This is a genomic window from Bradyrhizobium sp. FW305-F6 (genome assembly GCF_058782905.1).
On sequence record NZ_JBYSYD010000006.1, the window covers coordinates 230,697 to 244,336 of the forward strand.

The window sequence follows — 13,640 nt, forward strand, 5'->3', positions numbered from 1 at the left end:
CGAGAAGGGAGAACGACGATGAAGCCTCGCATGAACTACTACCAGGCCGCGCCCGATACGATCAAAGCGCTGATGGCGCTGGAGGCACAGATCCAGTCGACGGGCCTCGAAAAATCGCTGATCGAACTCGTCAAGATCCGGGCGTCGCAGATCAACGGCTGCGCCTTCTGCATCAACATGCACACCGAGGACGCGCGCAAGCGCGGCGAGACCGAGCAGCGCATCTATCTGCTCAACGCCTGGCGCGAATCACCGCTCTACACCGAGCGCGAGCGCGCCGCACTGGCCTGGACCGAAGCGGTGACGCTGATATCGGAGACACATGCGCCCGACGATGTCTACGAGCAGGTCCGCGCGCAGTTCTCCGAGGAGGAGACGGTGAACCTGACCGTGCTGATCGGCGCGATCAATGCCTGGAACAGGATCGCGATCGCTTTCCGCGCCGTGCATCCGGTGAAGGCAAAGGCGTCGGTGGCGTGAGCTAACCACGATGGTCGCGTAGGGTGGGCAAAGGCGCACTTGCGCCGTGCCTACCATCTCTCCACGAACTCAAAAAACGTGGGCACGCTTCGCTTTGCCCACCCTACGACAGGTGAGTGCGCGGCTCATACCGCCGTCGCCTTGGCGAACTCCACGTAGATCTCACGCAAGCGCGTTGCCACGGGGCCGGGCTTGCCGTCGCCGATCGTCTTGCCGTCGATGGCGACCACCGGCTGCACGAAGGAGGATGCGCTGGTGATGAAAGCCTCCTTGGCGGCGAGCGCCTCGGCCACCGTGAAAGAGCGCTCCTCGACGCGGAGTTGGCGCTCCTCGGCCAGCGTGATCACGGCCTTGCGGGTGCAGCCCGGCAGGATCGCATTCGAATTCTTGCGGGTGACGATGACATCGTCCTTGGTCAGGATGAACGCCGTGGACGAGCCGCCTTCGGTCACATAGCCGTCTTGCAGCATCCAGGCTTCGCCGGCGCCGGCTTCGGCGGCGGCTTGCTTGGCCAGCACTTGCGCCAGCAGCGCCACGCTCTTGATGTCGCGGCGCTCCCAGCGGATGTCGGGCACGGTGATGACGCTGATGCCGGTCTTCGCTATCGGGGCGTTGATGATGTCCTTCTCGGACGTGAACATCACCAGGCTCGGCTTGATGTCGCCTTTGGGGAAAGGGAAGTCGCGGCCCTTGTCGGCGCCGCGCGTGACCTGAAGGTAGACGAGGCCGCTCACGAGCTTGTTGCGCGCGATCAGTTCCTTTTGAATCTCGGTGATGCGCTCGATCGTCTCGGGCAGCCTCAGCTTGATCTCGCCGACCGACCGCTCCAGCCGCGCCAGATGCGAGGCATTGTCGACCAGCTTGCCGTCGAGCACAGCCGAGACCTCGTAGATGCCGTCGGCGAACAGGAAGCCGCGATCGAGCACCGAAATCTTCGCTTCCGAGAGCGGGACGAATGAGCCGTTGACGTAGGCGATCGAGTCCAAGGCGGGTCTCCTGGGAAGAAGGGGAATTTGGCGCGCTTATACGCGAAATGGGGGCGGCAAGCACCCCTCTATCCGTCATTCCGGGGCGGCGCGAAGCGACGAGCCCGGAATCCATTCCACCCCGGGCGTTGCCGCCCGATGGATTCCGGGCCTGCGCCTTCGGCGCATCCCGGAATGACGGCGGTAAATTAATGCGACAAAATCTTCGACAAGAACTTCTGCGCGCGGTCGCTACGGGGCTTGCCGAAGAAGTCTTCCTTCGCCGCGTCCTCGACGATCTCGCCGCGGTCCATGAAGATGACGCGGTTGGCGACCTTGCGGGCAAAACCCATCTCATGGGTGACAACCATCATGGTCATGCCCTCATGAGCGAGATCCACCATGACGTCGAGCACCTCGCTGACCATTTCCGGATCAAGCGCGGAAGTCGGCTCGTCGAACAGCATGACGATCGGATCCATGGCGAGCGCACGGGCGATCGCAACGCGCTGCTGTTGGCCGCCGGACAGGTTCGCGGGATACTTTTGCGCCTGTTCCTTGAGGCCGACACGCTCCAGCAGCTGCATGCCTTTCGCCTTCGCCTTGTCGCGCGAGCGATCGAGCACCTTCTCCTGCGCGAGGCAGAGATTGTCGATGATCTTCAGGTGAGGAAACAGCTCGAAGTGCTGGAACACCATGCCGACCCGCGAACGCAGCTTCGGGAGGTTGGTCTTGGGATCATTGACCTTGATGCCGTCGACCAGGATGTCCCCGCTCTGGAACGGCTCCAGCGCATTGACGCATTTGATCAGCGTCGACTTGCCCGAACCCGAGGGGCCGCAGACGACGACCACCTCGCCCTTGGTGACATTGGTGGTGCAGTCGGTCAGCACCTGGAAGCTCGGGCTGTACCATTTGTTGACGTGGCTGATTTCGATCATGAGCTTCTCAAATGCCTCAGCTGGCTCGGTTCACCTCTCCCTTGGGAGAGGTCGGCGCGGAGCGCCGGGTGAGGGGTACAGGTCTATCGTTGGAGCAAAACCCCTCACCCGGATCGCTGACGCGATCCGACCTCTCCCTATGGGAGAGGTGAAGAGGAGCTCGCTTCGATAGCTGAAATCCAATTTCCACCTAGCGAATGATGGCGATGCGCGCCTGGAGGCGGCGGACGCCGTAGGACGCGATACAGGAGATGGTGAAGTAGACCACGGCTGCGAACAGATACATTTCGACCAGGCGCCCGTCGCGCTGCGCCACCTTGCTGGCTGCGCCCAGGAAGTCCGTGATCGAGAGGACGTAGACCAGCGAGGTGTCCTGGAACAGCACGATGGTTTGCGTGATCAGCACCGGCAGCATGTTGCGGAAGGCCTGCGGCAGCACGACGTAGCGCATGGTCTGGGCGTAGGTCAGCCCCAGCGCACTCGCCGCGGCCGGCTGTCCGCGCGAGATCGACTGGATGCCGGCGCGCATGATCTCGGAGAAATATGCCGCCTCGAACATGATGAAGGTGATGAGCGAGGATGCGAAAGCGCCGACGCTGATCGGGCGCGAGGCGCCGGTCACCCACTGCCCGATATAGGGCACCAGGAAGTAGAACCAGAAAATCACCAGCACCAGCGGCAGCGAGCGCATGAAGTCGACATAGACGCCGGCGATGCGGCCGAGCAGCTTGTAGCCGGAGAGCCGCATCAGCGCGAGTGCCGTGCCGAAGATGAGGCCGCCGAGGGCGGCGAGCCCCGTCAGCGTCAGCGTGAAGGTCATGCCCTCGAAGAACAGGTAGGGCAGCGCGCGGCGGATGACGTCAAAATCGAGATTGCCGAACATCGCTTATTTCCCCGTGATGTAGCCGGGGATCGCGACCCAGCGCTCGAGGAAGCGCATTCCGGTCACGACGACGGCATTGACGAGGAGGTAGAGGATGGTCGCGGCGGTGAAGGCCTCGAACACCTGGAACGAGAATTCCTGCATCGAGCGCGCCTGCCCGGTCAACTCCAGCAGGCCGATCGTGATGGCCACCGCGGTGTTCTTGATGGTGTTGAGGAATTCGGAGGTCAGCGGCGGCAGGATGATGCGGAACGCCATCGGCAGCAGCACGTAGCGATAGCCCTGCACGGTGGTGAGGCCGAGCGCAGTCGCAGCCATCTTCTGCCCCCGCGGCAGCGAGCCGATGCCCGCCTGCAACTGCACGGCCACACGCGCGGACATGAAGAAGCCGATGCCGATCGCCGCCGTCCAGAACGGCGCGTTGGGCAATTGCTTCAGCCAGGTGCCGGCCGCCTTTGGCAACAGCTCCGGCAGCACGAAGAACCAGAGGAAGAGCTGCACCAGCAGCGGCATGTTGCGGAAGAATTCGACATAGGCGAAGCCGAACCAGTTCGCGCCTTTCGACGGCAGGGTGCGCATCACGCCGACGAGCGAGCCGGTGATCAGCGCGATGATCCAGGCCAGCGCCGCCGTCTTCAGGGTCAGCGCCAAGCCCGACAGCAGCATATCGAGATAGGTGCCGGTCCCCATCGGGTTCGGCTGGAAAAAGATTCCCCAGTTCCAGTTGTAGTTCACGTGTCCCCCGCGCGAACGCGCCCGTCATTGGACGTCTTGAGCGCCTATGCAAATGTCCGGCCACTCTGGTGTCAAGAGTGGCCGGACATGATTCCGATCGAAAGATCGAGGTTTTATCTTACTTGTAGTCGTCCGGGTTCGGCGAGTCCGTCGGCTTGGCGAACTCGTTCTTCAGCTCGGCCGAGATCGGCGTGTTGAGGTTCAGGCCCTTCGGCGGGATCTTCTGGGTGAACCACTTGCTGTAGATCTTCTCGGCTTCGCCGGAGGTGTAGAGCGCAGCCGTGGCCGCATCCACGACCTTCTTGAAGGCGGGGTCGTCCTTGCGCAGCATGATGCCGTAGGGCTCGGGCTTGGAGAACGCGTCCTTGGACACCTCATAGTCGCCCGGAGACTTCGAGCCGGCGACCAGGCTGGCGAGCAGGATGTCGTCCATGACGAAGGCGACCGCGCGGTCGGTCTCGACCATCAGGAAGGCTTCGGCGTGGTCCTTGGCCGGGATGATGTTGGCGCCGAGGCCCTTCGCAGCGTTGGCTTCGGTGAGCTGCTTGATGTTGGTGGTGCCGGCGGTCGAGACCACGGTCTTGCCCTTGAGGTCGTCGATCGACTTCAGGCCGCTCGACTTCTTGAAGACGTAGCGGCTGGCGGTCAGGAAGTGGGTGTTGGTGAAGGCGACCTGCTTCTGGCGCTCGGCATTGTTGGTGGTCGAGCCGCATTCGAGGTCGATGGTGCCGTTGGCCATCAGCGGGATGCGGGTTGCCGAGGTCACCGGGTTGAGTTTGACCTCGAGCTTGTCGAGCTTGAGCTCCTTCTTCACGGCCTCGACGATCTTGTAGCAAATGTCCATCGCGAAGCCGACGGGCTTCTGGTTGTCGTCAAGATAGGAGAACGGAATTGAGGAGTCGCGGAAACCGAGCGTGATGGCGCCGGTGTCCTTGATGTTCTTCAGGGTGCCGGTCAGCTCCTGGGCCCCGGCCTGGCTGACGACGAAGGTCGCGGCGAGCGCGAGCCCGATGTGGCGGAAATGTTTCACGTTCTTCTTCCCCTTTCGGATGATGCGGCCCGGATGCAAGCACAAATCGGGCCGGATTAGAATGTTACTTTTGGCTGGACCAAAGGCTCAGGTTAACGGGCCCGTCAGCGGCTTTGGCAACTCGCCGAGATCCCAGAACAGCCCGGCCATCACCGTCAAGGCCTCTTCCGTCAATGGCAGCAGGATGTGCTCATTGGGCGCATGCTGCGAGCAGCCGGGATAGGAGTGCGGCACCCAGATCGTCGGCAGGCCCAGGATTTCGGAGAACACGTCGTTGGGCAGCGAGCCGCCGAAATTCGGCAGCACCGCGGGTGCCTTGCCGGTGGTCGCTTGCACCGAATCCGCCGCCCATTTGATCCAGGGACTGTCGAAATCGGTCCGCGATGCAGCAAAGCTCTGGGCCGCCCGCACCTCGACCATCGGAAAACCCTTGGCGACGAGGTGCGCCCGGATGGCCTCGATCAGCCCCTCGATCCTGGTCCCGACCACGAAACGCAGTTGCAGCACAGCATTGGCATGGCCGGGAATGGCATTCGCCGGCTTCTCGATATTGCCCGAAGACATCGCCAGCACTTCCAGCGTGTTCCAGGCATAGAGCCGTTCGGCCGCCGACAGCCCCTCCTCGCCCCAGTTCTCCGCCAGCGCCGGCTCGTCCGCGGTCGGCACCACCTGCACGTCGGCGAGATAGGAGCGGATCTGGTTGGTCAGCCGCGGCGGCTTCAAGGCATCGAGCAGGAGACGGCCGCGCCCATCGACGAGTGTCGAGATCGCATTGACCAGGATGGTCGCGGGGTTGGCGAGCACGCCGCCCCAATTGCCGGAATGGTGTCCCCCGTCGCGCAGGTTCACGTCGAGGTGGATGCGGATGCCGCCGCGGCAGCCGAGAAACAGCGTCGGCCGTTCCGCGGACAGGCGCGGCCCGTCGGAGGCCATGAACAGGTCGGCCTTGAGCGCATCGCGATGAAGATCGCAGACCTTGCCGAGATCGGGCGAGCCGATCTCCTCGCCCATCTCGATGATGAATTTGGCGTTGAAGCCGAGCTTGCCGCCGCGAGCGTCGCGTACCGCACGCAGCGCCGCTATATTAATGCTGTGCTGGCCCTTGTTGTCGGCGGTGCCGCGGCCGTAGAGCCTTGTCCCCGCAACATTGGTGCGCCAGGGATCGCGGCCATCACGCCACTCGCCTTCCATGCCGTCGACGACATCGCCATGGCCGTAGACCAGCACGGTCGGCGCGGTCGCGCTCTCGTGATGCTCGGCGAACAGGAACGGCGCCTTGCCGCTCGGGGATTCGACGATACGGCTGGAAAAATCGAGCGCGGCGAAAGCCGGCTGCATCTCCTGCTCCAGATAGGCGCGCAACTCGGCGCCGCGCTGCGGGTTCTGGCTCTCGGTCTTGTAGGCGACGCGGCGGTCGAGTTCAGCGAGGAACGCGCCGGACTTGAAATCCTCACGGGCGCGGGCGATGGCGTCGGCTCTGGTCATACTGGCTTTTCGAGACTCTGAAGCGAAGGACCTTACCCCATATGGGTTGGCCTTCGAAAGTGGCGGGGACTTGGATCGTTGTGCTGCGCTTGTCGTGACTTTGGCCTTGCCAAGCGCAAGCGATATGCAAGAAGTTCGCCAAGTTGGGGCGCACCTCTATCATTCGAAGAGCGCTCAGTACAGGGCGCCGAAGGACCAGCATGGCCAAACAGATCAGGCTCAACGCCTTTGCGATGAATTGCGTCGCGCACCAGTCACCGGGCCTGTGGACCCATCCGCGCGACCGAACCGCCGATTATAACCGCCTGCCCTACTGGATCGATCTTGCCAAGACCCTGGAGCGCGGCCGCTTCGACGGGCTGTTCCTGGCGGACGTACTCGGTGTCTACGACGTCTATGGCAACAGCCCTGACGCAGCCTTGCGCAATGCAGCGCAGACGCCGTCGAACGAGCCGCTGCTGCTGCTGTCGGCGATGGCCGCGGTGACGCAAAATCTCGGCTTCGGCGTCACCAGCAATCTGTCGTTCGAGCCGCCCTACCCGTTCGCGCGCCGGATGTCGACGCTCGACCACCTCACCGAGGGGCGGATCGGCTGGAACGTCGTGACCGGCTATCTCGACAGCGCCGCGCGCGGTGCCGGCAAGGACAAGCAGACCGGGCACGACGACCGCTACGACATTGCCGACGAATATATGGAGGTGGTCTACAAGCTCTGGGAAGGCAGCTGGGAGGACGATGCCGTGCTGCGCGACCGCGAGCGCGGCATCTTCACCGATCCGGCAAAGGTTCATCGCGTCAATCATGACGGCGTGAACTTTCGCATCAACAACACCATTCATCTCAGCGAGCCCTCGCCGCAGCGCACGCCCGTGCTGTACCAGGCCGGCACCTCGCCGCGCGGCCGGCAATTCGCGGCCAAACATGCCGAATGCGTGTTCATGTCGGGACCTTCGGCCAAGATCATTGCGCCGCGCGTGTCGGCGATTCGCCAGGAGGCCGCCGCGCTCGGCCGCGATCCCGCGGAAATCCTGATGTTTAACATGATGACGATCATCCTCGGCAATACCGAAGCCGAGGCCGCGGCGAAATATGCCGACTACCGCTCGCACATCAATCCCGAAGGCGCGCTCGCGCTGATGTCGGGTTGGACCGGCATCGACTTCTCCGGCTACGAGCTCGACCAGCAAGTGCGTCACGTCCAGAACGATGCCGGCCGCAGCGCGCTCGACAACGTCACGCGCGGCGATCCGGACCGGGTCTGGACTGTGCGCGACGTCATCGAGCATGTCGGCATCGGCGGCGCCGGCCCGGTCGTGGTCGGCACGCCCGAAAGCGTCGCCGACAAGATCGAGGACTGGTTCGAGAAGACCGACGTCGACGGCCTCAACGTCGCCTTCGCGATCTCGCCCGGCGATTTCGAGGATATCGCCGACATGCTGGTGGCGGAGCTGACCCGGCGCGGGCGGTACAAGAGCGAGTATGCGAAGGGCACACTGCGGGAGAAGCTGTTCGGCGGCGGGCGTGCAAGGCTCGACGCGCCGCATCCGGCGGCGGGGTATCGGGTAGGGAAGAAGGGTTAGTATCCCACACACCTGCGTGTCATGCCCCGGCTTGACCGGGGCATCCAGTACGCCGCGGCATCTCGAGGAATCACAGCCGTCTCTGGAATACAGGATCGCCCGATCAAGTCGGGCGATGATAGTTGAGAGCGTGGAGGCAGCGCTGCCTTACACCTTCCCGTCCACCACCACCTCGATCAGCTTCGTCCCCGGCCGGCGAAACGCCGACGCCAGCGTGCCCTTCAGCTCTCTGGGATCGCTGATCTTGATCGCCTCGCAGCCTAGCGCCTTGGCCATGCCGGCGAAATCGACGGGCGGATCGACGAAGTCCATGCCGACGAAATTGTCGTCGCCATGGAAGGCGAGCAGGCGCTGCTTGATGATGCGATAGCCGCCATTGTTGACGATGACGACGTTGAGCGGCAGCTTGTGATGCGCCGCGGTCCACAGCGACTGGATCGAGTACATCGCGCTGCCATCGCCGGAGAAGCACACGACGGGGCGATCCGGATTAGCGATGCTGGCGCCCACGGACGCCGGCAGGCCCCAGCCGATGCCGCCCGAGGCAAGGCCATGATAGCCGAAGCGATCGCGGTGCGGCCGAAGCGCGGTCACCTGGCGACTGGAGGTGAGACCTTCGTCGACGAGAATGGCGTTATCAGGCATCGCATCGAGCATTTCCAGCACCAGGAAGTCCGGATCGATCGGTGTGTGGCCGGCGCTCTTGCTGATCTGCTCGACCAAAGCGGCGCGGCGCGCGGTCCAGTTGTTCGGCGCGAGCTCGGCAAGACGCTGCTTTGCGCGCCTCGCGAGGGTCGCGCCGCCTATCTCCTTCAACACCGGGATCAGCGCGCGCAGGGTCTCCTTCAGATCCGCTTTCAGCGCGATCTCGACGCCGTAGTTCTTGGCGATCTCCCAATCGACGAGTCCGATCTGCACGATGGCGAGGCCATCGGGCAGCGCGTCGACCTCGCTATAGACCGACATCCGCAGGGGATCGCCGCCGAGCGCGATCAGGAGATCGTAGGGCGCCAGCGTGTCGCGCGCGACCTTCTGCACGCGCGCCAGGGTGCCGGCGAAGCTCGGGCTTTCGGAGAGGAAATGCGCGCCATAGGGGGTCGACGATTGGTAAGCGGCCGCGCCCAACAGCTCGGCGAACTCGGCGGTCTCCGCGAGCGCATCGCTCTTGACCACCTCGTCCATGGTGACGATCACCGGGCGTTCGGCCTTGAGCAGACGTGCGGCAAACGCCCTCAATGCCTCGTCCGACGGTCGTGCGCGCGCATCGACGCGGGTGGAACGACCGAGATCGATGCCGGCCTCGCTGTTGAGGATGTCGCCGGGCAGCGAGATGAACACCGGTCCGGTCGGCGGCGTGGTCGCGACCTTGGCGGCGCGGCGCACGATGCGCGGCAGGTCCTCCAGCCGCGTCACCTCGACCGCCCATTTCACCAGCGGCTCGGCCATGCGTACCAGCGGGCCATAGAGCACCGGCTCCATCAGCCCATGGCCCTGCTCCTGCTGGCCCGCCGTGAGGATCATCGGCGTGCCCGTGAACTGGGCGTTGTAGAGCGAACCCATGGCATTGCCGAGGCCGGGCGCGACGTGGACGTTGCAGGCGACGAGCTTGCCGGAAGCGCGGCTGTAGCCGTCGGCAATCGCGACCACCAGGCTCTCCTGCATCGCCATCACATAGGTGAGATCGGGATGGTCCTTCAGCGCGTGCATGATCGGCAGCTCAGTAGTGCCGGGATTGCCGAACAGGTGCGTGATGCCTTCGTCCTTGAGCAGCGCGAGAAAGGCGGAGCGGCCGGTGATCTTGTTCTTCATGTTTCCTCCAGGAGCGGACCGTTGCCGCAAGGACGGAAAGCATGATGGCCGAAGTATCGGCTGAGGCGCAAGGAAGCGCGGTCATGGCTGCGTTGCGCGGGAGAGGCAAACTATTCTCTCGTGTCCCGGACGCGACGCAACGTGCAACGTTGCGGCGCAGAGCCGGGACCCACCTTTAGCGAGGTTGCCGATGCATGGGCCCCGGCTCAGCAGCGCACCGCTTCGCGCTGCGCAGCGTCCGGGGCACGAGAGGTGAGTGCGCGGCCCCGCGCTACATCTCCTCGCGCCCGAGCTCGAACGGATCCTCTCCGCTCGTGCGCTTCTTCTTTGTCGAGCGCTGCCAGACCACGCCGGGAAAGCCCTTCAGCGGCACCAAGGGCTCGCCCGCATAGGCCCATTCCTGCAGCTCCTCGATGGCGATGTGATAGAGCGGCTGGCGGCCGGTACGTTCCCTGAACAGCGCGCGCGGGATGTTGACCATGTGCGGCCCGCGCGGGCGCTCGTAGGCGATCGGGGTGCCGCAATGCGAACAGAAACTGCGTGCGGTCCTGGTCGCCTTGTCCTCGTAGCGGGCCAGCGTGGTCTTGCCGGACGTGATGCGAAAGCGCTTCTTCCAGCTTCCGACATAGGTTGCGTAGGCCGCGCCATGGGCGCGGCGGCTGGCGGCGGAGTGATCATGCCAGGCCCAGCGCGCGGGGACGTCGATCTCGAACGTGACCTTGCCGCAGAGGCACTGGCCGGTGGCGATCCCTGCGGCGGCTGCGGCTTTGGCCATGGGAGTCTCTCCGTCGTCATTGCGGCTGACGGTCGCGAGACACCCCAGCTCGTCATTCCGGGGCGATGCGAAGCATCGAGCCCGGAATCCATTTCACCTCCGGGCGCGCGGCCCGATGGATTCCGGGCTCATCGCTACGCGCCGCCCCGGAATGACAGATCAGGCCGGCGTCAGCTCATCATAGACCGGATAATCTGTATATCCCTTCTCCTCACCGCCGTAGAACGTCGCGCGGTTGTAAGGCGTGATCGGGTAGCCATGCTCGAGACGGCGCGGCAGATCGGGATTGGAAATGAAGATGCGGCCAAAGGCGATGATGTCCGCATGCCCTTCGGCGATCGCAGCATTCGCGGTCTCGCCGGTGAAGCCGCCGGCGGTCATCAGCACGCCGTTGTAGAGCGGACGGAACAGCACCATCGCCGACGGCACGTTCTGCCAGTTGACCTCGGCGCGTCCCGAGCCGCTCGAGCGCGGCTCGATGAAATGCAGGTACGCTAGGCCCAGCTTGTCGAGCGCCTTCACCACATGGGTGTAGAGCGGCATCGGATCGGGCTCGCCCGAATCATTGGCGATGCCATAGGGCGACAGCCGCACGGCGACGCGGTTCGCACCCCAGACGTCGATCGCGGCCTGAGTCACCTCGAGCAGCAGCCGCGCGCGGTTCTCGATCGAGCCGCCATATTGATCGGTGCGCTGGTTACTGCGCGACTGCAGGAACTGCTCCAGTAGATAGCCGTTGGCGCCGTGGATCTCGACGCCGTCGAAGCCTGCGGCGAGCGCGTTCTTGGCGCCCTGCCGGAACGCCTCGACGATGCCCTTGACCTCCTCGGTCTCCAGCGCGCGGGGCGTCTCGTAATCGGCGATCTTGCCGTCGGCGGTCATCGCCTTCATGCCCTCAGCCTTGATCGGGATCGCCGAGGCCGAAACCGGCAGAGCGCCGCCGTGGAAGGAGGAATGCGAGACGCGGCCGACATGCCAGAGCTGGAGGAAGATGATGCCGCCCTTGGCGTGCACGGCATCCGTCACCTTGCGCCAGCCCGCGATCTGCGCCTCCGAATAGATGCCTGGTGTCGCCGGGTTGCCGCGGCCATGCGAGAGCACCGGCGAGGCTTCGGCAATGATCAGGCCGCCTTTCGTGGCGCGCTGGCCGTAATATTCGGCGTTGAGCGGACGCGGCGAAAAGCTCTCGCGCTCGGCCCGCATGCGCGTCAGCGGCGCCATCGCGACGCGATGCGCAAGCTTGTACGGACCGACCTGCAACGGCTTAAACAACGCTTCGAATGTCATGGGGTCCCCGGATATCTGTGAAAGGATGCGGATCATAGAGCGAGGGGCGGCACCCGAAAAGGCGCCGCCCCAGGCAGATATTCTCTCTGACGGAACGGGACAGAACCTTACGCCGTCTTGATCCAGACGGCCTTCACGTTGAGATATTCCTCCACATGCTGCTTGCCGGATTCGCGGCCGTAGCCGCTCATCTTGTAGCCGCCGAACGGCACGGCCGGATCCATCGCCTGATAGCAATTCACCCAGACCGAGCCGGCGCGCAGCGATTTTGCCACCGCATGGGCCTTGCTGACGTCGCGCGTCCACAGGCCGGAGCCGAGACCGAACGTGGTGTTGTTGGCGCGCTTGACCAGTTCGTTCATGTCCTTGAAGGCGATCGCCGAGATGACGGGACCGAAGATTTCCTCCTGCGCGATACGCATGTTGTCCTCGACGCCCGCGAACACGGTCGGTGAGACGAAGAAGCCTTTCGACAGCGCGCCCTCGGTGGCGCGGCCACCACCGGCGAGCGCCTTGGCGCCTTCCTTCTGGCCGATGTCGAGATAGCCGGTGACGCGCTTGAGTTGCTCCTCGGACACGAGCGGGCCGATCTGCACGTTGGGATCGAGGCCGTTGCCCACCTGCAGCTTCTTGCCGAACTCGGCGACGCGGCCGACGAACTCGTCATAGATCGACTGCTCGACGAACAGGCGCGTGCCGGCGCTGCAGATCTGGCCGGAATTTGCGAACACCGCCATCGCGGCACCAGGGACGGCGGCATCGAGATCAGCGTCCGCGAAAACGATATCCGGCGACTTGCCGCCGAGCTCGAGCGACACGCGCTTGAGGTTGCCGGCGGAGGCGCGGATGATCGACTGGCCCGTCACATGCGAGCCGGTGAAGGCGACCTTGTCGACGTCATGATGCGAGGCGAGCGCCGCGCCCGCGGTCTCACCATAGCCGGGAACGACGTTGATGACGCCGGGCGGCACGCCGGCTTCCATGGCAAGCTCGGCGATGCGCAGCGAGGTCAGCGGCGCCTCTTCGGCGGGCTTGAGCACGACGGTGCAGCCGGTCGCGATCGCAGGCCCGATCTTCCAGATCGTCGCGGTGAGCGGGCCGTTCCAGGGGATGATGGCGCCGACGACGCCGACCGGCTCCTTGAGCGTGTAGGAGAAGATTTCGCCGGGCAGCGAATTCTCGATGGTCTCGCCATGGATCGCCGTGGTCTGGCCGGCATAGTAGCGCAGCATGCCGACGGCGCGCAGGCGGTAGGCGCGGGTGCGGCTGAGCGGCGCGCCCATGTCGAGCGTGTCGAGCTGCGACAATTCGTCAAAGTTCTTCTCGACGAGATCGGCGAGCTTCAGAAGCAGGTTCTGCCGCTCGAACGGCTTGACCTTGCTCCAGGGACCTTCGAAGGCGCGGCGGGCGGCGGCGACCGCGCGATCGATATCTTCCTTGTCACCTTCAGCGACGGTTGCAAGCAGCTCGCCGGTCGCGGGATTGCGGGTCTCGAAACGCTTGCCCGAGGCCGCGTCGACCCACTTGCCGTCGATCAGCATCTGCTTGTAGGACCCGTTTGCGAACGGATGGCGCGTGATCGGAATAGCCTGCGACACAGCCATGGCTGCACTCCCTGTCAGAAAATTGATTGGTTCGATCTGGGCGGGATCGTTCGTCCAGAGGATACA

Annotated in this window: 12 protein-coding genes; 2 read left to right on the forward strand and 10 right to left on the reverse strand. The window is 64.3% G+C overall.

The annotated features are described in order from the left end of the window. The first annotated feature begins 18 nt into the window (after positions 1 to 18). A complete protein-coding gene (locus AC3WLX_RS31455) occupies positions 19 to 480 on the forward strand; it encodes a carboxymuconolactone decarboxylase family protein (RefSeq protein WP_492338855.1) in 462 nt (153 codons plus the stop codon). 125 nt (positions 481 to 605) lie between these two features. On the opposite strand, the gene AC3WLX_RS31460 is transcribed toward AC3WLX_RS31455, so the two are convergent. From AC3WLX_RS31460 to AC3WLX_RS31485, 6 genes are all read right to left on the reverse strand, one after another. After that, positions 606 to 1,466, reverse strand: a complete 861-nt coding sequence (locus tag AC3WLX_RS31460) for a D-amino-acid transaminase (RefSeq protein ID WP_492338856.1) — start codon at positions 1,464 to 1,466, stop codon at positions 606 to 608. A 188-nt stretch (positions 1,467 to 1,654) separates the two neighbouring features. Continuing rightward, positions 1,655 to 2,386: an amino acid ABC transporter ATP-binding protein gene (locus AC3WLX_RS31465; protein ID WP_028180573.1), complete on the reverse strand. Its 732-nt coding sequence runs from the start codon at positions 2,384 to 2,386 to the stop codon at positions 1,655 to 1,657. Positions 2,387 to 2,576: 190 nt separating this feature from the next. Next, complete coding sequence (locus AC3WLX_RS31470; RefSeq protein ID WP_194391420.1) at positions 2,577 to 3,269, reverse strand: amino acid ABC transporter permease; 693 nt, start codon at positions 3,267 to 3,269, stop codon at positions 2,577 to 2,579. Positions 3,270 to 3,272: 3 nt separating this feature from the next. Beyond that, positions 3,273 to 4,004 (reverse strand): amino acid ABC transporter permease, encoded by a 732-nt coding sequence (locus tag AC3WLX_RS31475; protein ID WP_291622275.1) that lies wholly within the window; start codon positions 4,002 to 4,004, stop codon positions 3,273 to 3,275. A 118-nt stretch (positions 4,005 to 4,122) separates the two neighbouring features. Further along, positions 4,123 to 5,034, reverse strand: a complete 912-nt coding sequence (locus AC3WLX_RS31480) for an amino acid ABC transporter substrate-binding protein (RefSeq protein WP_291622277.1) — start codon at positions 5,032 to 5,034, stop codon at positions 4,123 to 4,125. 87 nt (positions 5,035 to 5,121) lie between these two features. Beyond that, positions 5,122 to 6,519 (reverse strand): M20 family metallopeptidase, encoded by a 1,398-nt coding sequence (locus AC3WLX_RS31485; protein WP_492338857.1) that lies wholly within the window; start codon positions 6,517 to 6,519, stop codon positions 5,122 to 5,124. Between the two features lie 200 nt (positions 6,520 to 6,719). Here AC3WLX_RS31485 and AC3WLX_RS31490 point away from each other — a divergent pair, with 200 nt between their 5' ends. Next, entirely contained in the window at positions 6,720 to 8,099 is a 1,380-nt protein-coding gene (locus AC3WLX_RS31490; protein WP_492338858.1) for an LLM class flavin-dependent oxidoreductase, read from the forward strand. Positions 8,100 to 8,246: 147 nt separating this feature from the next. Here the strand turns inward: AC3WLX_RS31490 and AC3WLX_RS31495 are convergent, their stop codons facing one another. The 4 genes from AC3WLX_RS31495 to AC3WLX_RS31510 all read right to left on the reverse strand — a co-directional run bounded on the left by AC3WLX_RS31495 (position 8,247) and on the right by AC3WLX_RS31510 (position 13,574). Further along, complete coding sequence (locus AC3WLX_RS31495) at positions 8,247 to 9,908, reverse strand: thiamine pyrophosphate-binding protein (protein ID WP_492338859.1); 1,662 nt, start codon at positions 9,906 to 9,908, stop codon at positions 8,247 to 8,249. Positions 9,909 to 10,179: 271 nt separating this feature from the next. Then, positions 10,180 to 10,683: a GFA family protein gene (locus AC3WLX_RS31500; protein WP_492338860.1), complete on the reverse strand. Its 504-nt coding sequence runs from the start codon at positions 10,681 to 10,683 to the stop codon at positions 10,180 to 10,182. A gap of 159 nt (positions 10,684 to 10,842) precedes the next feature. Further along, complete coding sequence (locus AC3WLX_RS31505; protein WP_492338861.1) at positions 10,843 to 11,970, reverse strand: alkene reductase; 1,128 nt, start codon at positions 11,968 to 11,970, stop codon at positions 10,843 to 10,845. A 107-nt stretch (positions 11,971 to 12,077) separates the two neighbouring features. Then, the gene (locus AC3WLX_RS31510) at positions 12,078 to 13,574 is read right to left on the reverse strand and encodes an aldehyde dehydrogenase family protein (RefSeq protein WP_492338862.1); all 1,497 of its coding nucleotides are present in this window, start codon (positions 13,572 to 13,574) and stop codon (positions 12,078 to 12,080) included. Between the last annotated feature and the right edge of the window lie 66 nt (positions 13,575 to 13,640).

Bases quoted from the DNA above. Each gene is read 5' to 3' on its own strand.
- AC3WLX_RS31455 (WP_492338855.1), top strand. From the start codon at position 19: ATGAAGCCTCGCATGAACTACTACCAGGCCGCGCCCGATACGATCAAA.
- AC3WLX_RS31465 (WP_028180573.1), bottom strand. From the start codon at position 2,386: ATGATCGAAATCAGCCACGTCAACAAATGGTACAGCCCGAGCTTCCAG.
- AC3WLX_RS31470 (WP_194391420.1), bottom strand. From the start codon at position 3,269: ATGTTCGGCAATCTCGATTTTGACGTCATCCGCCGCGCGCTGCCCTAC.
- AC3WLX_RS31485 (WP_492338857.1), bottom strand. From the start codon at position 6,519: ATGACCAGAGCCGACGCCATCGCCCGCGCCCGTGAGGATTTCAAGTCC.
- AC3WLX_RS31490 (WP_492338858.1), top strand. From the start codon at position 6,720: ATGGCCAAACAGATCAGGCTCAACGCCTTTGCGATGAATTGCGTCGCG.
- AC3WLX_RS31495 (WP_492338859.1), bottom strand. From the start codon at position 9,908: ATGAAGAACAAGATCACCGGCCGCTCCGCCTTTCTCGCGCTGCTCAAG.
- AC3WLX_RS31500 (WP_492338860.1), bottom strand. From the start codon at position 10,683: ATGGCCAAAGCCGCAGCCGCCGCAGGGATCGCCACCGGCCAGTGCCTC.
- AC3WLX_RS31505 (WP_492338861.1), bottom strand. From the start codon at position 11,970: ATGACATTCGAAGCGTTGTTTAAGCCGTTGCAGGTCGGTCCGTACAAG.
- AC3WLX_RS31510 (WP_492338862.1), bottom strand. From the start codon at position 13,574: ATGGCTGTGTCGCAGGCTATTCCGATCACGCGCCATCCGTTCGCAAAC.